20 protein-coding genes and 1 riboswitch are annotated in these 20,322 nt (G+C 68.2%); of the genes, 9 read left to right on the top strand and 11 right to left on the bottom strand.

The features are described from left to right. Positions 1–97: 97 nt before the first annotated feature. A complete protein-coding gene (gene cobU / locus DVH29_RS03360; RefSeq protein ID WP_114644749.1) occupies positions 98–628 on the top strand; it encodes a bifunctional adenosylcobinamide kinase/adenosylcobinamide-phosphate guanylyltransferase in 531 nt (176 codons plus the stop codon). Here the strand turns inward: cobU and cbiB are convergent. The 4 genes from cbiB to cobA are packed head-to-tail and all read right to left on the bottom strand — an operon-like array spanning position 625 to position 5,168. After that, positions 625–1,581 (bottom strand): adenosylcobinamide-phosphate synthase CbiB, encoded by a 957-nt coding sequence (gene cbiB, locus DVH29_RS03355; protein ID WP_114644748.1) that lies wholly within the window; start codon positions 1,579–1,581, stop codon positions 625–627. The two genes, cobU and cbiB, sit on opposite strands and share 4 nt — an antisense overlap. Next, positions 1,578–3,047 (bottom strand): cobyric acid synthase, encoded by a 1,470-nt coding sequence (locus DVH29_RS03350; protein WP_114644747.1) that lies wholly within the window; start codon positions 3,045–3,047, stop codon positions 1,578–1,580. The genes cbiB and DVH29_RS03350 overlap by 4 nt, the downstream gene beginning before the upstream one ends. After that, complete coding sequence (locus DVH29_RS03345) at positions 3,044–4,342, bottom strand: cobyrinic acid a,c-diamide synthase CobB (RefSeq protein ID WP_114644746.1); 1,299 nt, start codon at positions 4,340–4,342, stop codon at positions 3,044–3,046. Before DVH29_RS03345 ends, DVH29_RS03350 begins: the two co-directional genes overlap by 4 nt. Then, a complete protein-coding gene (cobA, locus tag DVH29_RS03340; RefSeq protein ID WP_439331609.1) occupies positions 4,335–5,168 on the bottom strand; it encodes a uroporphyrinogen-III C-methyltransferase in 834 nt (277 codons plus the stop codon). The genes DVH29_RS03345 and cobA overlap by 8 nt, the downstream gene beginning before the upstream one ends. 61 nt (positions 5,169–5,229) lie before the next feature. On the opposite strand from cobA, the gene DVH29_RS03335 reads away from it, so the two are divergent. Next, positions 5,230–5,970 (top strand): cobalt-precorrin-6A reductase, encoded by a 741-nt coding sequence (locus tag DVH29_RS03335; protein ID WP_114644744.1) that lies wholly within the window; start codon positions 5,230–5,232, stop codon positions 5,968–5,970. Here the strand turns inward: DVH29_RS03335 and DVH29_RS03330 are convergent. The 3 genes from DVH29_RS03330 to DVH29_RS03320 form a co-directional block, all read right to left on the bottom strand. After that, the gene (locus DVH29_RS03330; RefSeq protein ID WP_158541541.1) at positions 5,967–6,956 is read right to left on the bottom strand and encodes a cobalamin biosynthesis protein; all 990 of its coding nucleotides are present in this window, start codon (positions 6,954–6,956) and stop codon (positions 5,967–5,969) included. The two genes, DVH29_RS03335 and DVH29_RS03330, sit on opposite strands and share 4 nt — an antisense overlap. A 67-nt stretch (positions 6,957–7,023) precedes the next feature. Beyond that, complete coding sequence (locus tag DVH29_RS03325; RefSeq protein WP_147275994.1) at positions 7,024–8,061, bottom strand: LacI family DNA-binding transcriptional regulator; 1,038 nt, start codon at positions 8,059–8,061, stop codon at positions 7,024–7,026. A 63-nt stretch (positions 8,062–8,124) separates the two neighbouring features. Continuing rightward, entirely contained in the window at positions 8,125–8,568 is a 444-nt protein-coding gene (locus DVH29_RS03320) for a MerR family transcriptional regulator (RefSeq protein ID WP_114644741.1), read from the bottom strand. Between the two features lie 88 nt (positions 8,569–8,656). Between DVH29_RS03320 and DVH29_RS03315 the strand changes: the two genes are divergently transcribed. Together DVH29_RS03315 and DVH29_RS03310 are read left to right on the top strand one after the other, a co-directional pair. Continuing rightward, complete coding sequence (locus DVH29_RS03315; RefSeq protein WP_114644740.1) at positions 8,657–9,304, top strand: cation efflux transmembrane domain-containing protein; 648 nt, start codon at positions 8,657–8,659, stop codon at positions 9,302–9,304. A gap of 44 nt (positions 9,305–9,348) precedes the next feature. Then, entirely contained in the window at positions 9,349–9,837 is a 489-nt protein-coding gene (locus tag DVH29_RS03310) for a hypothetical protein (RefSeq protein ID WP_114644739.1), read from the top strand. A gap of 24 nt (positions 9,838–9,861) precedes the next feature. On the opposite strand, the gene cobO is transcribed toward DVH29_RS03310, so the two are convergent. Genes cobO through cobW form a run of 3 tightly spaced genes read right to left on the bottom strand, consistent with a single transcriptional unit; the run spans position 9,862 to position 15,386 of the window. After that, the gene (gene cobO / locus DVH29_RS03305) at positions 9,862–10,506 is read right to left on the bottom strand and encodes a cob(I)yrinic acid a,c-diamide adenosyltransferase (RefSeq protein WP_114644738.1); all 645 of its coding nucleotides are present in this window, start codon (positions 10,504–10,506) and stop codon (positions 9,862–9,864) included. Further along, positions 10,503–14,324 (bottom strand): cobaltochelatase subunit CobN, encoded by a 3,822-nt coding sequence (gene cobN, locus DVH29_RS03300; protein ID WP_114644737.1) that lies wholly within the window; start codon positions 14,322–14,324, stop codon positions 10,503–10,505. The genes cobO and cobN overlap by 4 nt, the downstream gene beginning before the upstream one ends. A 6-nt stretch (positions 14,325–14,330) precedes the next feature. Next, positions 14,331–15,386, bottom strand: a complete 1,056-nt coding sequence (gene cobW, locus DVH29_RS03295; RefSeq protein ID WP_114644736.1) for a cobalamin biosynthesis protein CobW — start codon at positions 15,384–15,386, stop codon at positions 14,331–14,333. Between the two features lie 56 nt (positions 15,387–15,442). After that, positions 15,443–15,666, bottom strand: a riboswitch (cobalamin riboswitch). 83 nt (positions 15,667–15,749) lie between these two features. Here cobW and DVH29_RS03290 point away from each other — a divergent pair. Beyond that, a complete protein-coding gene (locus DVH29_RS03290) occupies positions 15,750–16,727 on the top strand; it encodes an aldo/keto reductase (protein ID WP_114644735.1) in 978 nt (325 codons plus the stop codon). A 96-nt stretch (positions 16,728–16,823) separates the two neighbouring features. Then, the gene (locus DVH29_RS03285) at positions 16,824–17,204 is read left to right on the top strand and encodes a DMT family protein (RefSeq protein ID WP_114644734.1); all 381 of its coding nucleotides are present in this window, start codon (positions 16,824–16,826) and stop codon (positions 17,202–17,204) included. Between the two features lie 4 nt (positions 17,205–17,208). Here DVH29_RS03285 and znuA read toward each other — a convergent pair whose 3' ends face one another. Next, the gene (gene znuA / locus DVH29_RS03280) at positions 17,209–18,156 is read right to left on the bottom strand and encodes a zinc ABC transporter substrate-binding protein ZnuA (protein WP_114644733.1); all 948 of its coding nucleotides are present in this window, start codon (positions 18,154–18,156) and stop codon (positions 17,209–17,211) included. Positions 18,157–18,252: 96 nt separating this feature from the next. Between znuA and DVH29_RS03275 the strand changes: the two genes are divergently transcribed. Genes DVH29_RS03275 through DVH29_RS03265 form a run of 3 tightly spaced genes read left to right on the top strand, consistent with a single transcriptional unit; the run spans position 18,253 to position 20,277 of the window. Next, the gene (locus DVH29_RS03275) at positions 18,253–19,089 is read left to right on the top strand and encodes an ATP-binding cassette domain-containing protein (protein ID WP_114644732.1); all 837 of its coding nucleotides are present in this window, start codon (positions 18,253–18,255) and stop codon (positions 19,087–19,089) included. After that, on the top strand, positions 19,082–19,885 hold the full coding sequence (locus tag DVH29_RS03270; RefSeq protein ID WP_114644863.1) for a metal ABC transporter permease: 804 nt from the start codon (positions 19,082–19,084) through the stop codon (positions 19,883–19,885). The genes DVH29_RS03275 and DVH29_RS03270 overlap by 8 nt, the downstream gene beginning before the upstream one ends. Beyond that, the gene (locus tag DVH29_RS03265; RefSeq protein WP_114644731.1) at positions 19,882–20,277 is read left to right on the top strand and encodes a Fur family transcriptional regulator; all 396 of its coding nucleotides are present in this window, start codon (positions 19,882–19,884) and stop codon (positions 20,275–20,277) included. Before DVH29_RS03270 ends, DVH29_RS03265 begins: the two co-directional genes overlap by 4 nt. Positions 20,278–20,322 lie beyond the last annotated feature (45 nt).

Raw genomic sequence — 20,322 nt, 5'->3', positions numbered from 1 at the left:
AATCGTAATTGGGTCCCATTGAGCCGCCACCACTTGTGGAACCGATCGCGAGGCAGGATATTTGTCCGCTCGGTGACGCACAGGGAGGGCGGCGATCTTGACAGGACATATTCTGGTATTGGGCGGGGCGCGTTCGGGCAAGACGGCGCTGGCCGAGCGTCTGGCCATCGCCGGCAGCACCGCCCCAGCCTACCTCGCCACCGCCGAGGCGCTGGACGACGAGATGATCGAGCGCGTCTCGGCCCATCAGCGCAGCCGCGAAGGCCGGTTCACCACCATCGAGGAGCCGCTGGAGCTCTCCCAGGCGCTGTTCGCCGCCTCGCACGCCCATGACGTGATTCTCGTCGACTGCCTCACCCTGTGGATCACCAACCTGCTCAGCATGGAGCGCGACGTGGCCGAGGAGGTCGATACGCTGATCGAGACGCTCGAGGCGATCACCACGGCCCGCATCATCGTGGTGTCCAACGAGGTGGGGCTGGGGATCGTCCCCGACAATGCCCTGGCGCGCACCTTCCGCGACCTCACCGGCGCGGCGCATCAGGAATTGGCGGCGATTTGCGAGCATGTCTATTTCGTCGTCGCCGGCCTTCCCATGGTGGTCAAGGGCGCGCCGCCGGCCTTCTAGACGACCATCAGGACGAGAGCCCAGACCGCGAGGCCCGCGAGGGCGAGCAGCATGGCCCGGTCATAGAGCCTGATGGCGATCTCGATATCGGCCCGTTCGAGGATGCGCCGGCCTTGGCCCATGCGGGGCAGCTCGACGATCTCGCCCTCATAGCTGCGCGGCCCGCCCAGGCCAAAGCCCAGCGCCCCGGCCAGCGCCGCTTCCGGCCAGCCGGCATTGGGCGAGGCATGGCCCGGTGCATCACGCCGCGCCGTCTCCCATGCCGCCCGGGCATCGGCCTCCGGCATCGACCGCGCGGCGGCGGCGAACAGCGCCGCGGTCAGCCGGGCGGGGATCAAATTGGCCCAATCGTCAATGCGCGCCGCCGCCCAGCCGAAGGCGGCATATCGTTCGCTGCGGTGCCCGATCATCGAATCAGCGGTATTGATGGCCTTGTAGACCGCCGCGCCGGGCAGGCCGAACAGGGCCAGATAGAACAGCGGCGCGATGACCCCATCCGAGGCGTTCTCCGCCAGGGTTTCGATCGCCGCGCGCGACACGCCGGCTTCGTCGAGCTGGCTGGTGTCGCGCCCCACGATCCGCGCCACGGCCGTGCGCGCCCCGGCAATGCCCTCGGCGCGCAGGGCATCGGCGACCGCCATCACCGCGTCGCGCAGTCCCTTTTGCGCGATGAGCGAGGAGGCCAGCACCGCCTCGGCCACCCAGCCGAACGGCAGCAACCGCAGCAGCGCCTGGAGGCCCAGCGCGATGACGAGCACGGCCAGCACCAGCGCCGCAATGGCATACACCCCGCGGGCGCGCCGGGCGCCATAGGAGCGCTCGGCGGTGTTGTAGCGCCGGTCGAACCGGTCGAGCAGCGTCCCCATCCACATCACCGGATGGCCGATCCGGTCGACCAGCCAGGCGGGATAGCCGACGAGGCGCTCGATCACCGCGGCGAGAAGGGCGATCATTCCCGCGGCTCCCGCGCCAGGTCGAGCAGGGCGTCGAGATCCACATGGGCGGCGATATGGCCGGCCAGCGCGTCCAGCGTCGCCTCGATATCGGCCTCAAAATCGAGGGCCGGATCGGTGGCGATGCCCAGCCGGCCGAGAAAATCGCGGCGGAACGCGTCGGCGGCGAAGAGGCCATGCAGATAAGTGCCCATCACCCGGCCATTGGCCGAGCGCGCCCCTTCCGGCGCCCCGGCCACATGGGCGAAGGGACGCGCGGCATCCTCGCCCCGCGTCACCCCCATATGCATGTGATAGCCGGTGAGCGGCAGGCCGGAGACCGCATCCCGCGCCGCCTCGCTGCGCAATTGCTTCTGCCCTTCGAGCACCGTGTCCACCGCGAGATGCCCGAGCCCCGGACTGGTGCCCGGTTCGCCCTCGACGCCCCCGGGGTCAGCGACCGACCGCCCCAGCATCTGGTAGCCGCCGCAAAGCCCCAGCACATGCCCCCCCGCCCGGATATGGGCGGCGAGGTCGATGTCCCAACCCTGTTGGCGGAAAAAATCCAGATCGGCCCGCGTCGCCTTGGAGCCGGGGAGGATGACTAGCCTCGCGTCCCGCGGCAGCGGCTCGCCGGACTGGACGATGCGCAGCCGGACGCCCGGCTCGCGCTTCAAGGGATCGAGATCGTCGAAATTGGCGATCCGCGCCAGACGGGGCACGGCGATCAGCATATCGCCTGTGCTTTCGGCCGGCGCTTCGAGGGCCAGCACGTCCTCGGCCGGCAGCCTGTGGGCCAGGTCGAAATGCGAGATCACCCCGAGGCAGGGGCGTCCGGTGCGTTCGGCGATCATCGCCCGGCCGCTGGCGAACAGCTCCGGATCGCCATGGAATTTGTTGATCAGCGTCCCCACCACCAGATTGGCATCGGCGGCATCGATCACCGCGAAGGTCCCCACCAGCGCCGCGATCACCCCGCCGCGATGGATGTCCCCGGCCAGCACCACCGGCACGCCGGCCGCCTGCGCGAAACCGAAATTGGCGAGGTCCCCCTGCCGCAGATTGATCTCCGAGGCACTGCCGGCCCCCTCGACGATCACCAGGTCATTGTCCGCCGCCAGTTCGTGGAAGGCCGCCAGCACGTCGGGCATAAGGGCCGCGCGGCGGGCGAAATAGTCGCGCGCGCTCATCGAGCCGATACGTTGGCCACGCACCACCACCTGGCTGCCGGTCTCCTTTTCCGGCTTGAGCAGCACCGGGTTCATCGCCGTCACCGCCGGGCGCCGGGCCGCGCGGGCCTGCAAGGCCTGCGCCCGGCCGATCTCCCCGCCATCGGTGGCCACCGCCGCGTTGTTGGACATGTTCTGGGGCTTGAACGGGGCGACCTTCAAACCGCGATTGGCGAAGGCCCGCGCCAGCCCGGCGACGATGAGCGATTTGCCCACATCGGACCCGGTCCCCATGATCATCAGCGCCCGCGCCGTCATCGCGCCGCCTCGATCACATGGGCATAGGACCCCATGACGCGTCCGAGTCGCATGCCCATGGCCCCCAGCGGCGCGCCCGCCGCGTCGGCAGCGTTAAAAAGCGGCGGCATATCCCCCGCTGCCGCGCTGGAATAATGGAATTCATGCCCCATCAGCCGCTCCGGCCACGGAAGGGCTCCGTCATGGGACAGGCGGCGATAGCCCAGCACACGGCGCGGGCGGTCGATGCGCGTCTCGAGCGGCAACAGGCCCGCCATGGCATGAGTGACGCCCTCGCGATCGGTGAGGGCTTCCCCCAGCACCATGAAGCCGCCGCACTCGCCATAGATCAGCGCCCCGCGATTCCGAGCCGCGATCAGCCCCGCGCGAAATCGGCCCGCCGCCGCCAGCGCCCCGCCATGGAGCTCGGGATAGCCCCCGGGCAGGAACACCGCATCGGTATCGGCGTCGGGAGCTTCATCGGCCAAAGGCGAAAAGAACGAGAGACTCGCTCCGTCCTGCTGCCAGCTTTCCAGAAGATGGGGATAGGCAAAGGCGAAAGCCCCATCGCGGGCTATGGCGATACGCTGGCCGAGCGGGGGCAACGCGGCCACCGCCGCCGCCGGGGCCAGCGGTGCCGCCATGGCCCGAAGCAGGTGGAAATCGACATGGGTGGCCATGATCGCCCCCATTCGGCCGATCCGGTCCTCGATCCCCGCCACATCCCCGGGCAGCACCAACCCCAGATGCCGCTCCGGCAAAATCATGTCGGCCCGCCGCGGCAGGGCGCCGAGACAGGGGAGTCCGGTGGCGGCGAGCCCCTGGCGCAGCATGGCCTCGTGCCGTTCGGACGCCACCTTGTTGAGGATCACCCCGGCGATATTCACGTCCTCGCGCCAGGTGGCGAACCCATGGACGAGGGCGGCGACCGACTGGGCCTGCCGCTCGCAATCGACCACCAGCACCACGGGAAGCGCCAGCGCCGCCGCCAGGTCGGCGGTCGCGCCGGTGCCGTCGCGCGCGGCATCGAACAGTCCCATCACCCCCTCGATCAGCAAAAGCTCGTGCCCCTCCGCATGGGCGAAGGCGCGGCCCCGCAGGGTCGGCGCATCCATGGCCCAGGGATCGAGATTGATCGCCGCGCCTGTTCTGGCTGCACGGGCGAGGAAGGCGGGATCGATATAATCGGGGCCGGTCTTGGCCGGGGCGACGGCATGGCCCTGGTCGGCCAGCGCCCGCGCCATGCCGAGGGTGACCGCCGTCTTGCCCGATCCCGAGCGCGGCGCGGCGATCACCAGCCCGCGCGGCTCAGCCAAGGGAGTTCTCCCGCAGCGCGCCCCTGTACCAGTCGAGCGCGGCGCGATAGTTCGACACCGGCCCCAAGACCACGATGGCCGGGGTCGGGATGTCGGCGAGGATCAGTTGCCCGATATCGGCCAGCCGGGTTTCGATCACCGACTGGGCCGGCGAGGCGGCGTGGGAGATGATCGCCACCCGATCGTCGCCGCTCCGCCCGGCGGCCAGCAGCCGCTCGGCAATGAGCGCCAGATGCTTAACCGCCATGTAGATGACGATCACCGGCACGGCCCGCGCCACCGCGTCCCAGTCCACCCCTTCGGGCACGCCACCCTTCTCGTCATGGCCGGTGAGGAACATCACCGCGTGATTGGCGTCGCGATGGGTCACCGGGATGCCGGCATAGGCCAGCCCGCCAATGCCGGCGGTGATGCCGGGCACGATGCGGAAGGGGATGGCGTTGCGGGCCAGGGTCTCCGCTTCCTCGCCGCCGCGCCCGAACATCATCGGATCGCCGCCCTTGAGGCGCAGCACGCGTTTGCCCGCCCTGGCGTGCTCGATGAGCTTGAGGGTGATATCGGCCTGTTTCGGCGAGGGCTTGCCGCCGCGCTTGCCGGCAAAGATCGTTTTGGCCCGGGGATTGGCCAGCTCGAGCAAGCTCGGCCCCACCAGCGCGTCATGGACGATCACATCGGCCTCGCTCAGCGCGTGATAGCCGAGCAGCGAGATGAGCCCCGGCGCGCCAGGGCCGGCCCCCACCAGCCATACCGAGCCGGGCTCGAAGCGGGGGAAGGCCGCCGAATCGAGCCGGGCGAAATGCCCTTTTTCCCGCCACTTGCGCCTCAGCCAGCCGAACACGCGAATCCCCGCTGCACACCATTAGAACTTGGTTGTATAAAGCCCGGCCATGGGCAACGGCAACGCAGATCGCGGCGGCATCCTGATTCTGGGCGGAACCGGCGAGGCGCGGGCGCTGGCCGCCGCCCTCGTGGCCCGTGGCCATGAGGTCACCACCTCGCTGGCCGGGCGCACCAGCGCCCCGAGCCTTCCGGCCGGCGCCGTGCGGAGCGGCGGCTTCGGCGGGGCGGAGGGGCTGGCGGCTTATCTCGCCGCCCAGCGGCCGCATCTGGTCATCGACGCCACCCATCCCTTCGCGGCCCGCATCTCGGCCAATGCCGCTGCCGCGTGCCGCAGGACCGGCACGCCGCTGGTCCGGCTCGAACGCCCGGCCTGGTCGGCGCCGCCCGACCATCCCTGGATCGAGGTCGCGACCATCGAGGCCGCCGCGGCCATCTTGCCCAGTGGCGCGACGGGCTTTCTCAGCATCGGGCGGCAGGAGCTGGCGCCGTTCTTTTCCCGCCCCGATTGCCGTTTCGTCGCGCGGATGATCGAGGTGCCGTCCGGGCTTCCCGCCGACTGGACGGCGATCGCGGCCCGAGGGCCGTTTTCCCGCGACGACGAGCGCGCGCTGTTTTCGGCCCGGGGCATCACCCATCTGGTCAGCAAGAATTCCGGCGGCGATCAGACCCACGCCAAGCTCGATGCCGCGGCCGATCTGGGAATCGCCGTCATCATGGTCGCCCGGCCCCCGCTGCCGCCGGTGCGCAGCTTTTCCAGCGTCGCGGCCCTGCTGGCGGATTTGATCTAGGCGGATTTGCCGAAGTGGGCCGGATCGATGGGGGTATCGGCCCGTCCCAGCGCGCAGGTGGCATGGGCCGAAACCTGCTTGCCCAGGATCAGATTGCCGGCCTTGAGCGCCGCCGCCTCGCAGACTCCGGCCAGCCCGGTCGCCGCCTCGACGATGGGAGAGGGCGTCAGCAGGCGCTTTTTCTCCTTGTCCAGCTCGCGGCGTGAAAACACCCGCAAGGGGACCCCGAACCGCTCGGCCACCGCGCGCAGCGCCGGAGTCTTGGCGTGCTTTTCGAGGCTGGCCAGCAGCGCGATGGCGCCGGCAGCGACCCCTGCCGTCTCCAGCGCCCCGGTGATCAAGGCCTCGATCTCGTCCGCCGTCGCTGCGGAGGTGCAGCCCACGCCCACGGCAATCGTCCTCGGGTGAACCAGCAGGCCCGGCCCCGGCGCCGGACTTTCGCTCAGGCGCAGGAGTTGGCTGCCCTCGGGCGAGACCGGATAGCCGGCCAGTTCCAGCCAGCCCGACAGCCCCTCGACGCGGAGCTTTTCGCCATTGAGCAGCGCCGCCATCAGCGGACGCACCGCTTCGGGATTGGCCACCACATAGCCCGGGGGCGGATCGTCGAGCGAGAAATCATAGAGCGTGTCGGAGGTCGAGGTCACCGCCGCAAACCCCTTGAACCCGTCCGCCACCCAGCGGGCCAGCGCATTGGCGCCGCGATGGCCGCCGAGCAGCGGCACCGCCACCTTGCCATCGGCGGAAACCGCGAGGACCGGCGGCTCGGAGGCGCGCTCGCCCAGGCTCCCCCCCAGGAGGCGAATCAAGACCCCCGCCGCGCAGACCCCGACGATGGGCACGCCCTCGGCATAGGCCGCCTGCACCAGCGGCGCGGCATCCTCGCGGCCCGCCCCGCACAGATGCACGGGAGCCCCGAGCAATTGGGCCACATGGCGGGCGATCTCGTCGCCGCGGGGAGAGGTCGAAAATATGAGCGGTGTCTTCACGCCGGATGATTTAACTTGAGTGAGGCAGTTTGGTTTTCGCCTAGCACGAAACTTGCCGCCTTCACAATCATTGCTTGCCGCTGCCGTCATCGAATGCCCGCACGCTGTCGCGCGGCACCAGATGCACCGGGAGTTCAACGACCGGCACGGGATCGGCGAGGCGCTTTTCGATGATGTCGAGCAGGAGGCCCATGGCCTCCCGCCCCATCTCCTCGCGCGGCTGGTGCACCGTGGTCAACGCCGGCACATAGGTGTCTGCCAGCGCGATGTCGTCGAACCCCATCACCGAAAGATCCCGTGGCACCGCGATGCCGTGGTGGTGCAATTGCGCGATGAAGCCCATCGCCGCCTCGTCATTGGCGCAGAACACCGCCGTCGGCCGCTCCTCGAGCGTCAGGAAGCGCTCGGCCGCTGCCCGCCCGCCCTCGGCGTTGAACCCACCTTCGAAGAGATGATCGGCGTCGAGGGAAAGCCCGGCCTCGGCCAGGGCCCGGCGCAGCCCGTTGCGGCGGGCCCGGCGCACCGGGGTATCGTGCGGCCCCTGGACATGGCCGATCCGCTTGTGGCCCATAGCGACCAGATGCCGCCCGGCCAGACAACCGGCGCGCTCATTGTCGATCAGCACATGCGGGATTTTCAGGGAACCGCGCTCCTCGCTGAGGGCGACGAGCGGCGGCGGACCGGCATAGAGCTGGCGCAACAGCCCCAGATCGGCATCGGCGATCTGGTGGCCCGAGAGAATGATCACCCCGTCCACCCTGGCGGTGCGCAGGGTGGAGAGAATCATCTCCCTCGTGCCGCCGGGGCTGGGATTGGCGATGGAGATGGCATAGTTCGAGGCTTCCGCCCGGCGCTGGATGCCCCGAAAGATCTCCGAATAATAGATATTGCCGATATCGCTTGCAACGACCAGCACGGCGCTGGCGCGCTGCTTCTTGAAATTGCGCGCCGTTTCCGATTGCACGTAATGCAGCGCGTCAACCGCCTGCTGCACCTTGCGGCGGGTCTTTTCCGCCACGGTCCCAGGGGCGTTGAGGGCGCGCGACACCGTGGCGGTCGAAACCCCCGCATGCCGCGCCACATCGCCGATCGATGGTCTTTTCACATCATGGCCCCTGCCAGAAGATCGATTTTTCGTCCCTAGCACGATCGAGCCGGTCCAGCGCTTCTATTCCATGGGCAAGTCGTGCTTGTGCCCGGGCGCGCACAGGCTGTGGTCGGAAAAGGCCTCGATGATGCGGCATTCGCCCACCGTGCCGTGCTCGTGCCCGGCGAGGAGGCCGGAAAGCTCGTCGCGCAGCCGGGTCAGCCCCGAAATGCGCATCTCCACCTCGATCAGCCGCTCGGCGACCAGGGCGTCGATATCCTCACAAGGGCGTTCGGGATGGGCAGCGATGTCGAGCAGATGGTGCACCGACTTCATGGGAAAGCCGAAGGCCCGCGCATGAGCGATGAAATTGAGCGTGTCGAGTGCGTCGCGGCCATAGCGGCGCTGATTGCCCGCCGTGCGGTCCGGCTCCGGCATCAGGCCGATGGATTCGTAATAGCGGATGGTGGGCACCTTGATGCCGGTGCGGCGCGCCAGGTCGCCAATGGAAAAACTTTCAGCCATGCCGCATTTCCCTCTTGAACCTCTAGTGACTAGAGGCCCTATGTGAGGGGTCCGAACCCTATTGGCAAGAGCAACGGACGCTTCTCCCATGGCCTGCGCGCATACTCACGAGCCCCAATTCGACGGCATGTCCGCCGATTACAAGCGGCGGCTGATCGCCGTCATGATCATCAATTTCGCCGGCTTCGCGCTGGAGATGACCGCCGGCGCCCTGTCGGGCAGTCAGGCGCTCAAGGCCGACGCGCTCGATTTCTTCGCCGATGGAGTCACCTATCTCATCTCGTTCCTGGTGATCGGGCAGGCCCTGTGGCTCAGGGCCAGCGCCGCGCTGGCCAAGGGGATATCGCTGCTGCTCATGGGGCTGTGGGTGGCCGGTTCCACCCTCTACCAGCTGTTTTTCCTCGGCATGCCGCAACCCGAGGTGATGGGCGTGGTCGGCTTCATCGCCCTTCTCGCCAATGTGGCCAGCGTATTGCTTCTGGTGCGATATGCTGAAGGCGACGCCAATGTGCGTTCGGTGTGGCTGTGCTCGCGCAACGACGCCATCGGCAATGTCGCGGTGATGGGCGCCGCCGGGCTGGTCTTTGTGTTCAATTCCGGCTGGCCCGACCTCGTGGTCGCCGGCATCATGGCCGGCCTGTTCCTCCATTCGGCCAGCCGGGTGATCACCCAGGCGCTGGGCGAGCTGCGGCAGGGCGAGCCGGCCGGGCACGGGCATCCCCATCACCACCATTGATATTGGCCTTGCGCCGGTCGCAATCGCAGGCACAGTGAGGCGTCATGATTCGCCTGTGCGCCTGTCTCGTCCTGATCTTCGGCTGCGCGTCGCCCCTATGGGCCAGCGACTGGCACCGCTATGTCAATCCGCGCTTCGGCACTGCCGTCGACATCCCCGCCGACTACCGGGCCGATGGCGCGCCGGCGGTGGCGGGGGACGGCAAGCTGTTCCGCGCTGGCAATGGTCGCTCGACCATCGCCGTATGGGGCGGGCCGAGCCAGATGGGGGATTTCATGGGCGAGATCCGCAGCCGCATTTCCGGCGACGAGGCCCAGGGCTGGACCATCACCTACCGCTCCGAAACCCCCGACTGGGCCGCCTGGGGCGGCACGCGGGGCGGGCACATTTTCTACGCCAAGGCGATTTCAACCTGCGACGGGCGGCAGACGGCCAATGTCCGGCTCGACTATCCGGCCATGGACGTCCCCAATTTCGACGCCATCGTCAACCGCCTCGGCCAGAGCCTCGCCCAGGATGGCGGCTGTTTCTAGCCAGAGGGCCGTCAAGCAATAGGGCTAGAACTCGATGCCGGCCTGCGCCTTCACCCCCTGTTCGCGGAACGGGTGCTTGACGAGGGTCATTTCGGTGACGAGGTCGGCGATCTCGATCAATTCGTCCTTGGCATTGCGGCCGGTGACGATCACGTGCTTGTCTTCCGGCCTGGCCTTCAGCGTCGCGATGACCTCGTCGAGCGGCAGGTAGTCGTAGCGCAGGCAGATATTGAGCTCGTCGAGCAGCACCATCTGGTAGTCCGGATCGGCGATCAGTTCCTTGGCGCGCTCCCAGGCCTTCCGCGCTGCGGCGAGATCGCGCTGGCGGTCCTGGGTTTCCCAGGTAAAGCCGTCCCCCATGGCGTTGATCGACACCTGGTCGGGGAAATGCTCGAGGATATCGCGCTCGCCGGTGTGCCACTTGCCCTTGACGAATTGCACGATACCCACCTTGAACCCATGGGCGATGCCGCGGAACACCATGCCGAAGGCGGCGGTCGATTTGCCCTTGCCCTTGCCGGTATGGACGATCAGCAGCCCCTTCTCGGCCTGGTTGGCCGCCACGAGCTTGTCGCGCGCCGCCTTTTTCTTCTTCATCTTCTCGGCATGATACGCATCGCGCTCCGCCTCGCTCATCAGATCGGTCTTTTTGGGCTGGCGGTCGGTCATCTCTCATCCTCGAGCAGGGCATGGGCAAAATTGGAGCGCGGCGCCCAGAAGCCGCGCTCGCGCGCTTCACGAAATCTATCGATCAGTTCGTCAAAACCGAACCGGTTGGCCGATTGCAGGAAATCCCGCACCGCGCCGTCCTCGACGAAGGCCGCGAAGGCCAGGTCGAAATGGTGCGATTTGACCGCCCCCGTGGTCGCCGCGAAGCCGAACATGAAATCCACCGTCGCGATGATCTCGAACGCCCCGCGATAGCCGTGCCGCATCATGCCGGCGATCCATTTGGGATTGACCACGCGGGCCCGCATGACGCGGGCGATCTCTTCCTCCAGCGTGCGCGCGACCGGGCGCTCGGGACGCGAGGTATCGAGGTGATAGGCGGCCGGCCTTCGCCCCGACAGCACTTCGACCGCCGCCGAAAGCCCGCCCTCGAACTGGTAGTACTGGTCGGAATCGAGCAGGTCGTGCTCGGCATTGTCCTGCACGTGCAGCACAGCGTCGGCCCCCTTGAGCCGGTCGGCGAACAGGACCTTTTCGGCGACGCCCTCCACATGGGCGCCATAGGCATATTGCCCGCTCTCGACCACGGCCCGGGCGAGATCGGCCTTGTCCTGCCAGCGTCCGGTTTCGACCAGCTTGCCCACCCCGGCCCCATAGCCCCCCGGCGCGGCGCCGAAAATCCGGTGCCCGGCCCGCAGCGCCGCCTCGGCCTCGCGGGCGCCCCCGTCCATCAGCCCCAGCGCGTCGGTCCGCATACGGGCGGCGATCGGGTTGTCCTCTACCGGCTCGTCCAGGGCGCCGATGGCCCGCACGGCGCGGTCGAACAGGGCAATCTGGTTGGGGAAGGCATCGCGGAACAGGCCGGAAATGCGCAAGGTCACGTCGACGCGCGGCCGCCCCAGCCGGGCGAGAGGGACGATCTCATAGCCCGAAACCTGCAGCGAGGAGCCTTGCCACACCGGCCGCGCCCCGATCAGCGCCAGCGCCTGGGCGATATCGTCGCCGCCGGTGCGCATATTGGCCGTGCCCCAGACGCTCATGGCGATGGCCTGCGGATAGGCGCCGTGATCCTGGAAATGCCGCCGCAACAGATTGTCGGCCGCCTTCTGCCCCAGCGCCCAGGCGGTCTGGGTGGGGATGGCGCGGTTATCGACGGAATAGAAATTGCGCCCTGTGGGGAGGGTATCGAGCCGCCCCCGGCTCGGCGCCCCCGACGGCCCGGGAGCGACAAACTTGCCGTCGAGCCCGTCGAGAAGGGCCCGCATCTCATTGGGCCCGCACGCGGCCAGCCGGGGCCGAATCACCGTCTCGATGGTTTCGAGCACGGCGCGGGTCGCCCGCCAGTCGGGTTCCGCCGCGCACCCGCCGACCAGTTCGGCCGCCAAGGCTTCCAGCCGCTCGATGGTGTCCCCGCCCGTGCGCCATACGCCGCCAGTCTCCAGAATCTCCGGCCGCGGCCCGGTCCAAGGGGCGGCGAGGTCGAGGGCCAGCGGGTCAATCCCCAGCCGCAGGTCGTCGGCCAGCGCCCGGACCAGCGAGGCATCGCCGCCCTCTCCCTCCCCGCGCGGCACGCGGGCAAAGGCCACCAGCAGGTCGCGCTCGAACTGGCCCCGGGGCGATTGCCCGAAGACGTGCAGGCCGTCGCGGATCTGGCTCTCCTTGAGCTCGCAGAGGAAATTGTCGATGCGGTTGAGCGCCACCGCCTCGTCCTCGGGCAACGGCACATCGGCATCGAGCCGCGCGTCGCGGGCGAAGTCGAGGATGCGCCGGGCGAGGCTTTCCAGGCGACGCTGGTCCATGCCCATGGCGGCATAATATTCGTCGAGCAGCGCTTCGAGATCCTTGAGCGGCCCATAGGTCTCCGCCCGGGTCAGGGGCGGCACCAGATGGTCGATGATGGTGGCACCCATGCGCCGCTTGGCCTGGGTCCCTTCGCCCGGATCGTTGACGATGAAGGGGTAGAGATGGGGCACCTGCCCCCACAGCACCACGGGATAGCTCAGGCTGTCGAGCGCCGTCGCCTTGCCCGGCAGCCATTCGAGATTGCCGTGCTTGCCATTGTGGATGAGTGCATCCATCCCGAAGTCGTGCCGCAGCCAGAGATAGGCCGCGACATAGGCATGCGGCGGCACCAGGTTGGGATCGTGGAAGCTTTCCTCCTCGGCCCCGTCATAGGCCCGCGCGGGCTGGAGCAGAATGGCGACATTGCCGAAGCGCTTGACCGGCAGATGGAACGCGCTGCCGCGGACGAACGGATCAGCCCCGGGCGCCCCCCAGCGGGCCGTAATCGCCTCCGCCATCGCAGGGGGCAATGCGGCCAACAGCTCCTCATATCGCTCCAGCTTCATCACCGCATCGGACATCCCCCGCCCCGGCCGCGCATTGGTCGGGCCGGTCTGAAGATATTGGACGAGGGCGGTGCCCGACGACAGCGCGTCGCTCCGGAGAGGCTCACCGCCCCCAAGGTCATACCCCGCCCCGGCCAGCGCCTTCAAAATCTCCACGGTGGATTGCGGCGCGTCATAGCCGACGCCATTGGCCAATCGCCCGTCGCGCAGGGGGTAATTGGCCAGCACCAGCCCGATCCGCCGCTCTTTCGGCGCCCGGGCGCGCAGCCGGGCATAGTTCCCGGCCAGTTCCACGGCACGGGCGATGCCCTCGGGCTCCGGGGCAAAGGCGGCAAGGGGGCATTGGGTGCGCGCGTGCCACACCGCCTCGGCCTTGTGCCCTACGATCAGCGCGGCGACCCGTCCGTCGATCTCGGGCAGCACCACCTGCATGGCGAGGTCCTTGGCGGTCAGTCCGCGCGGATCGTCATGCCACAGGGCCGGCGGGCGCGAGCCCTGCACGAGCTGGATCACCGGCGCGTCGGTCAGGGCGAACGGATTGCGCTCGGGCGCCAGATCGCCCACCCCCAGCGCGAAGCCGGTGAGATTGAAGATCGCCGCCGGTTCGAGCGCCCCCAGCGCCTCGCGCACGAAAGCGGCACAATCGACCGATTTGAGCGAGGAGATGACCATGGGGACGGGGAGGAGGCCCTTGCTCTCCAGCCCCGCGATCAGCGCTTCCAGGGTCGCGGTCCCCGCGCCTTCGAGTACGGCGCGGTAGAAGAGGATGGGGACGGCAGGTCGGTGCTCTTGGCCCCACCCCACCCTCAATCCCTCCCCCTCAAGGGGAGGGAAGCCAAGCTGCGGGCTGAATTCCCCTCCCCCTTGAGGGGAGGGGCTAGGGGTGGGGGTGGGGGTGGCCAGGGAAGCTAACCCCTCCACGATCCCCCGCCGCCGGTCCCAGAACCCGAAGGCCGGGAAGGCCCGAGCTGCCTGGGGCACGCTTTCGCCCCGCGCCAGCGCCCCGAACGCCGTAAGGATCGCGTCGGCATTGTCCGGGCCGCCGGCCAGGAACAGATGGTGCAATTGGTACCAGTCGGCCTCGGACACCGTCGAGCGGGCCAGAAGCACCGGATCGGGGATGGCGTCGCCCGGCAACAGCGCCAGGGCAATGCCCTTCTGCCGGGCCAGCAGCTCGATCTCGTCGCAGCCATAGGGCCAATAGGCCGCCCCGCCGATCAGGCGGATGACGATCAGCCGCGCATGGGCGAGGGTATCCTCGCACCAGAGGTCGACGGAAAAATTATGGGCCAGCCGCATGAGATTGGCCAGCCGCAAGCCCTCTTCGCCGGCCCGGTCGGCGGCGGCGGCGAGCATGGCCAGCTCGCTGTCGGCGGAGGAGGCGAAGACCAGATCGCCCGGCGACTGGGCCAGGTCGATCGCCTCGCCCTCCTGTTGCAGGGCTCCGGCCTGTGCGGCAAGCAGGTGCATGGCGCGTTACGCCGCCTCGGCGACCTTCCTGAGCTCGGCCTCGATGGCCGGACGCGCCAGGGGGCTCTCCCCGATCACCACCAGCCGCGTCGCCCGCTCCTCGCCCTCGGCCCAGTCGCGGTCGAAATAGGCGTTGACGCGCGGTCCCACGGCCTGGATGGCCAGCCGCGCCCGTGCGCCGGGAATGGCGGCGAACCCCTTCAAACGCAGCACGTCATGGGTGGCGATGGTGCGCGAGATCGCCGCCAGCAGGTCGTCGCGCCCCGGTCCGGCCGGCAGGATCACGGAAAAGGAGTCGAAATCGTCATGCTCATGGCCTTCCCCGCCATGGTCCATCTCGTGATGGCTCTCGCGCCCCGAGAGATCGTCTTCCGAACCCATGCCCAGTCCCAGCAGGGCCACGGCATCCACATGCCCGTTGGCGGCGCGCACGATGCCGGTGCCCTTGCGCATGTGCCGGCGCAATTCGCCTTCCACCGCGTCGAGCGCTTCAGCGTCCACAAGGTCGGTCTTGTTGAGCACGATCATGTCGGCGGCGACCAGCTGGTCTTCGAACAATTCGCCCAGGGGGGTGTCGTGATCGAGCATCTCGTCGAGCCGGCGCTGGGCGTCGACCGCCTCCTCGTTGGCGGCGAAGCGCCCCTCGGCGAGGGCGGCGGCGTCGACCACGGTCACCACCCCGTCAATGGTCACCTCGGCCTTGATCTCGGGCCAGTTGAAGGCCCGGATCAGGGGCTGCGGCAGGGCCAGGCCCGAGGTCTCGATGACGATATGGTCGGGCCGCTCCGGGCGGGCGAGAATCGCCTTCATGGTGGGGATGAAATCGTCGGCCACCGTGCAGCAGATGCAGCCATTGGCCAGTTCGATCATGTCCTCCTCGCGGCAGGTCTCGTCCCCGCACCCGGCCAGGACGTCCTTGTCCACCCCGATATCGCCGAACTCGTTGATGATCAGCGCGATGCGCCTGCCCTTGGCATGGGCCAGCAGATGACGCACCAGCGTCGTCTTGCCCGCACCGAGAAAGCCGGTGATGACGGTGGTCGGAATCTTGACTTGTGACATAGCTCTGGCTCCCTGCACGTCCGCCCGACGTGCCGAATTGTCGTTCATGGGGATGGTCCCCGGCCTGCGTGCTGGCAGGTCTCCTGGCTCATCGCTCGGGCGGACCGTTCCGCCTTCCCGGCCATTCGGCCAGTGGCTTTGCGTGGAGGGTCCATCACGACTTACAGTTGCGGGGGCAGCCACGGCATTGGCCCCGTTCCGGGTCGTCCGCACCGTGTTCCCTTTTGCTCCCGCCCTCGACTCTTGCAACGAAAGCGGAACCAGCACGGTTTAACCACTGGCACGCCCGACGCGTCGAAGTCAATTGCATCGCCGGGCGGGCTCGCCTATCACCGAAACCACGGCACGGGAGAAACAACGATCATGAACACGCGGCGCTTGGGCAAGACGGGGTTCGCGGTCTCTGAAATCGGGCTGGGCACCTGGCAGCTTGGGGGCGAGTTCGGACCCATGGAGGACAATGAGGCCTCGACGATCCTGGCCAATGCCGCGCGGCTGGGGGTCAATTTCTGGGATACGGCGGACGTCTATGGCAATGGCCTGTCCGAGCATCGCATCGGGACCTTCTACGGCAAGCCCGACCCCCTGGTGGTGGCGACCAAGGTGGGGCGGTCAAGCGCGCTCTATCCGGACAAATACACCAAGGGCGGCCTGCGCGAGAGTCTCGAAGAGTCCGCGCGGCGCCTGTGCGTCGAAACCCTCGATCTCGCCCAGCTCCATTGCGTGCCCCGCGCTGTGCTCGAGGAGGGGCAGATCTTCGGCTGGATGGACGAATTGCAGGCAGAAGGCCTGGTCCGCCATTGGGGCGCCAGCGTCGAGACCATCGCCGAGGCCGAGCTCTGCCTGCGCCAGCCGGGCCTCGCCACCCTGCAGATCATCTTCAACATCTTCCGCCAGGACGCTGCCGACACCCTCCTCGCCAAGGCCGCGGCCGCCGATGTGGGGATCATCGTCCGCCTGCCGCTCGCCTCGGGCCTGTTGACCGGTAAGTTCTCCGGCGACACCGAATTCTCCCCGTCCGACCACCGCAGCTACAATCGCGACGGCGAAGCGTTTTCGGTGGGCGAGACGTTTGGCGGCATCCCGTTCGAGACCGGCGTCGCACTGGCCGAAAAGGTGCGCGCCATGGTTCCCGAGGGTTTGGACATGGGGCTCTTCGCCCTGCGCTGGATTCTCGACCACCCCGAGGTCTCGACGGTCATTGCGGGCGTCTCGCGCTCCGACCAGATCGCCGCCAATGCCGAGGCCAGCGCCCTTCCGCCCCTGCCCCGCCCGGTGCATGAGGCGCTGGCCGCCTTCTACAAGGACGCGGTGCGGCCCCATATCCGCGGCGCGATCTGAGCACGCGCAAAATCCCCTTGCTTTCGGCGCCGGTGCGCGCTCTGGATGGGGAATGGCCCGTCCGCGTCCGGCGGGCCGTTTTCACGAGATTTCCCCATGCCCAGCGCCCTTGCCGCCACTCCTTCGCTGTTTTCCCTCGCCGCGCCGATCCTGCTGCTGGTGGCGTCCAATGTGTTCATGACCTTCGCGTGGTATGGACACCTCAAATTTCCCGGCGCGGCGCTCTGGGTCGTGGTGCTGATAAGTTGGGGCATAGCCTTTTTCGAGTACTGGCTGGCCGTGCCGGCCAACCGCATCGGCTACGGCCCCTATAGCGCCGCCGAGCTCAAGACCATCCAGGAGGTGATCTCGCTCTCGGTGTTCGCGCTGTTCGCCATCTTCTATCTGGGCGAGCGGTTCACCATCAACCACGCGCTGGGCTTCGCCCTCATCGCGCTGGGTGCCTTCTTCATCTTCCGGGGGCCGATCCGGCTCTGAGCCTTCACACGTCGGCGAGGCAGTCCGAAAGGCTGTCGGCCATGGCGCGCAGCAGGGTGAAATAGAGCTCGGGCCCATCCGCGATCTCCGCCCCCAGCGGGTCGAGCGTGCCGATCCGCGCGCCGGTGCCCTCGGCCACGGTCTCGATCACCTGGGGCGAGAATTGCGGCTCGGCGAAGATACACACCGCATCGGCGCCGGCCACCACAGCGCGGATTTCGGTGAGCCGTGCCGCGCCGGGCGCGATATCGGGATTGACCGTGAAGCTCCCGGTCGCCGCGATGCCGAACCGGTGCTCGAAGCCATGATAGGCGTCGTGGAAGACAAAGAAGGGCCGGTCGCGGATCTCTGCCATCTCGGCGCCGATCTCGCCTTGCAGCGCCTCAAGATCGGCGGCCAGCGCCTGGCCGTTGGCGTTGTAGGTTGCGGCATTGTCGGGGTCGGCCGCGATCAGCGCATCGGCGATCGCCGCCACCATCAGGCGGGCATTCTGCGGATCGAGCCAGATATGAGCATCGCCGTGACCATGGTCATGGTCATGATCGTGGTCGTGCTCATCCTCATCCTCCCCATGGGCATGCGCCTCGAACAGTCCCCCTTCGCGCAAGGGGAGGATGCTCATGCCGTCGACCGCCATCATGCCGACCTTGGTCGCGTCGGCGGCGAGGGTGTCGAGCGGGCCGGTGAGGAAGGTTTCGAGGTCCGGGCCGATCCAGAAGACGAGGTCGGCGCCTTCGAGCCGTGCGGCATCGGAGGGCCGCATGGAGAAGGTATGCGGGCTCCCCGCCCCGGTGATCAGCAAGTCCGGCGTCCCGATGCCCTGCATCACCCCGGCCACCAGCGAATGCAGGGGCTTGATCGTCGCCACCACATTGGGCGCGGCGAGGGCGGGGCCGGCCGCAAAGAGCGCCAGGGCCGCCGGGGCGAGGAGGGAAAGCATGGTTTTGGCCATTGTCGTCGGCACTCCGGACGCTTATGTTACGACATTACGCCGCGATGTAATGCTGTAACATCCGCCGGCCTGTCAATCCGGAAACGGGATCGATCCATGGAAAACTTCGTTTCGCCCCGCCGCGACGAAATCGTGAGGGTGACCGGCGCCGGCGTCCGGCGCGACGGGCGCTGGCTGGTGCGCGGGGTCGACATGTCGATCGCCCGGGGCGAGATCCTGACGCTGATCGGCCCCAACGGCTCGGGCAAATCCACCACCGTCAAGACGGTGCTGGGCATCATCCGCCCCGACGAAGGCAGCGTCTGGCGCGCCGCCGGGCTCAGGGTCGGCTATGTGCCGCAAAAGATCGCCATGGACCGCTCGCTGCCCATGACGGTGGCGCGGCTGATGACCCTCACCGGCCGCCATTCGCGCGCCGCGATCGCCGAGGCGCTGGCGCTCACCGGCATCGGACATCTGGAACAGGCGCAGGTGCACGCGCTGTCGGGCGGCGAGTTCCAGCGCGCCCTCATCGCCCGCGCCATCATCGGCAAGCCCGACCTGCTGGTGCTCGACGAGCCGGTGCAGGGGGTGGATTTTTCCGGCGAGGTGGCGCTTTACGACCTCATCGGCGCCATTCGCGACCGCACGGGCTGCGGCGTCCTATTGATCTCCCACGACCTGCATGTGGTGATGGCGCGCACCGATACGGTCATCTGCCTCAACGGCCATGTCTGCTGCCAGGGCACCCCCGACACGGTGGCCGCCAGCGGCGAATATGCGGCGCTGTTCGGCCCTCGCGCGGCCCAGACTCTCGCCATATATCGCCATGAGCACGATCATGCGCACCTTCCTGACGGATCGGTGCGCGGCGCCGATGGACAGCTCCATTTCGACCACCACGCCCATGGGCCCCATTGCGACCACGACCACGGGGGCCATGGCCATGCTTGAGAGCTTTTTCACCCGGGCGCTGCTGGCCGGCATCGGGCTCGCGGCGGTCTCCGGTCCGCTGGGCAGCTTCATCGTATGGCGCCGCATGGCCTATTTCGGCGACACCATGGCCCATTCGGCCATTCTGGGGGTGGCGCTGGCGCTGTTTTTCTCCGTCAATCCCGTGGCCGGGGTGTTCGCCATCGCCGTTCTGGTCGCCGTGCTGCTGGGCTTTCTCGAGCGGCGCGGCACCCTCTCGGCCGATTCACTGCTTGGCCTGCTCAGCCATTCGGCGCTGGCGCTGGGGCTGGTGCTGGTCTCGCTGATGCCCCATATCCGCATCGACCTCATGGGCCTGTTGTTCGGCGACATCCTCGCCGTCTCGGTCACCGACCTGGCCGTCATCTATGGCGGGGGGATCGTCGTCCTCGGCGTCCTCGCCTGGCTGTGGCGGCCCATGCTGGCCGGCACCGTCTCGGAGGACATCGCCCGCGCCGAGGGGCTGGAGCCCGAACGCACCCGGCTGATCTTCATGGTGCTGCTGGCCGGGCTGATTGCCATCGCCATGAAGATCCTCGGCGTCCTGCTGATCACCGCCATGCTGATCATCCCCGCCACCGCCGCGCGGCGGCTGGCCACGACGCCGGAGCGCATGGCGCTCTATGCGGCCCTGGGAGGCATCGCCGCCGTCCTCCTGGGGCTCTGGGGCTCGCTGCACTTCGACACACCCTCGGGCCCCTCGATTGTGGTTGCGGCCCTCGGCGTATTTGCTATCACTTCGATCATTCCGCTTGGCGAGAAAGGGACAGCCCGATGACTGCGCATGCTGATCTCACCCGCAACCAATCGCTGGTGCTCGACCGGCTCGAGAAGGCCGAAGCGCCGCTCAGCGCCTATGCCATTCTCGACCAGTTGCGCGAGGAGGGCCTGCGCGCGCCGCTGCAGGTCTATCGCGCGCTGGACAAGCTCCTCGACATGGGCCTCGCCCACCGGCTGGAATCGCTCAACGCCTTCGTCGCCTGCGCCCGGCCCAATTGCCACGCCTCGGGGCTGATCGCCTTCGCCATCTGCGAGAAATGCGGCCAGGTGGCCGAGTTTTCCGACGACATCGTGCATGAGCGCCTGCATGACTGGGCCCATCGCGAGGGCTTCGTCGTCAGCCGCACCACCATGGAAATCCGCGGCTCCTGCCGCGCCTGCGCGGCGTAGACCGCCGAGCTTGTGGCGCGGGGAGACGGAGGATCGGACCGCAAG

The organism is Pelagibacterium lacus (assembly GCF_003345525.1).
Lineage (GTDB): Bacteria > Pseudomonadota > Alphaproteobacteria > Rhizobiales > Devosiaceae > Pelagibacterium > Pelagibacterium lacus.
This window is presented reverse-complemented; position numbering and strand designations above follow the sequence as displayed.

Excerpts from the sequence above, each read along its gene's own strand:
- DVH29_RS03290 (WP_114644735.1), top strand. The coding sequence starts at position 15,750 with ATGAACACGCGGCGCTTGGGCAAGACGGGGTTCGCGGTCTCTGAAATC.
- cobN (WP_114644737.1), bottom strand. The coding sequence starts at position 14,324 with ATGCACCTGCTTGCCGCACAGGCCGGAGCCCTGCAACAGGAGGGCGAG.
- DVH29_RS03310 (WP_114644739.1), top strand. The coding sequence starts at position 9,349 with ATGATTCGCCTGTGCGCCTGTCTCGTCCTGATCTTCGGCTGCGCGTCG.
- znuA (WP_114644733.1), bottom strand. The coding sequence starts at position 18,156 with ATGGCCAAAACCATGCTTTCCCTCCTCGCCCCGGCGGCCCTGGCGCTC.
- DVH29_RS03270 (WP_114644863.1), top strand. The coding sequence starts at position 19,082 with ATGCTTGAGAGCTTTTTCACCCGGGCGCTGCTGGCCGGCATCGGGCTC.
- DVH29_RS03315 (WP_114644740.1), top strand. The coding sequence starts at position 8,657 with ATGGCCTGCGCGCATACTCACGAGCCCCAATTCGACGGCATGTCCGCC.
- DVH29_RS03320 (WP_114644741.1), bottom strand. The coding sequence starts at position 8,568 with ATGGCTGAAAGTTTTTCCATTGGCGACCTGGCGCGCCGCACCGGCATC.
- cobW (WP_114644736.1), bottom strand. The coding sequence starts at position 15,386 with ATGTCACAAGTCAAGATTCCGACCACCGTCATCACCGGCTTTCTCGGT.
- DVH29_RS03335 (WP_114644744.1), top strand. The coding sequence starts at position 5,230 with ATGGGCAACGGCAACGCAGATCGCGGCGGCATCCTGATTCTGGGCGGA.
- DVH29_RS03285 (WP_114644734.1), top strand. The coding sequence starts at position 16,824 with ATGCCCAGCGCCCTTGCCGCCACTCCTTCGCTGTTTTCCCTCGCCGCG.
- DVH29_RS03275 (WP_114644732.1), top strand. The coding sequence starts at position 18,253 with ATGGAAAACTTCGTTTCGCCCCGCCGCGACGAAATCGTGAGGGTGACC.
- cobO (WP_114644738.1), bottom strand. The coding sequence starts at position 10,506 with ATGACCGACCGCCAGCCCAAAAAGACCGATCTGATGAGCGAGGCGGAG.
- DVH29_RS03265 (WP_114644731.1), top strand. The coding sequence starts at position 19,882 with ATGACTGCGCATGCTGATCTCACCCGCAACCAATCGCTGGTGCTCGAC.
- DVH29_RS03350 (WP_114644747.1), bottom strand. The coding sequence starts at position 3,047 with ATGACGGCGCGGGCGCTGATGATCATGGGGACCGGGTCCGATGTGGGC.
- cbiB (WP_114644748.1), bottom strand. The coding sequence starts at position 1,581 with ATGATCGCCCTTCTCGCCGCGGTGATCGAGCGCCTCGTCGGCTATCCC.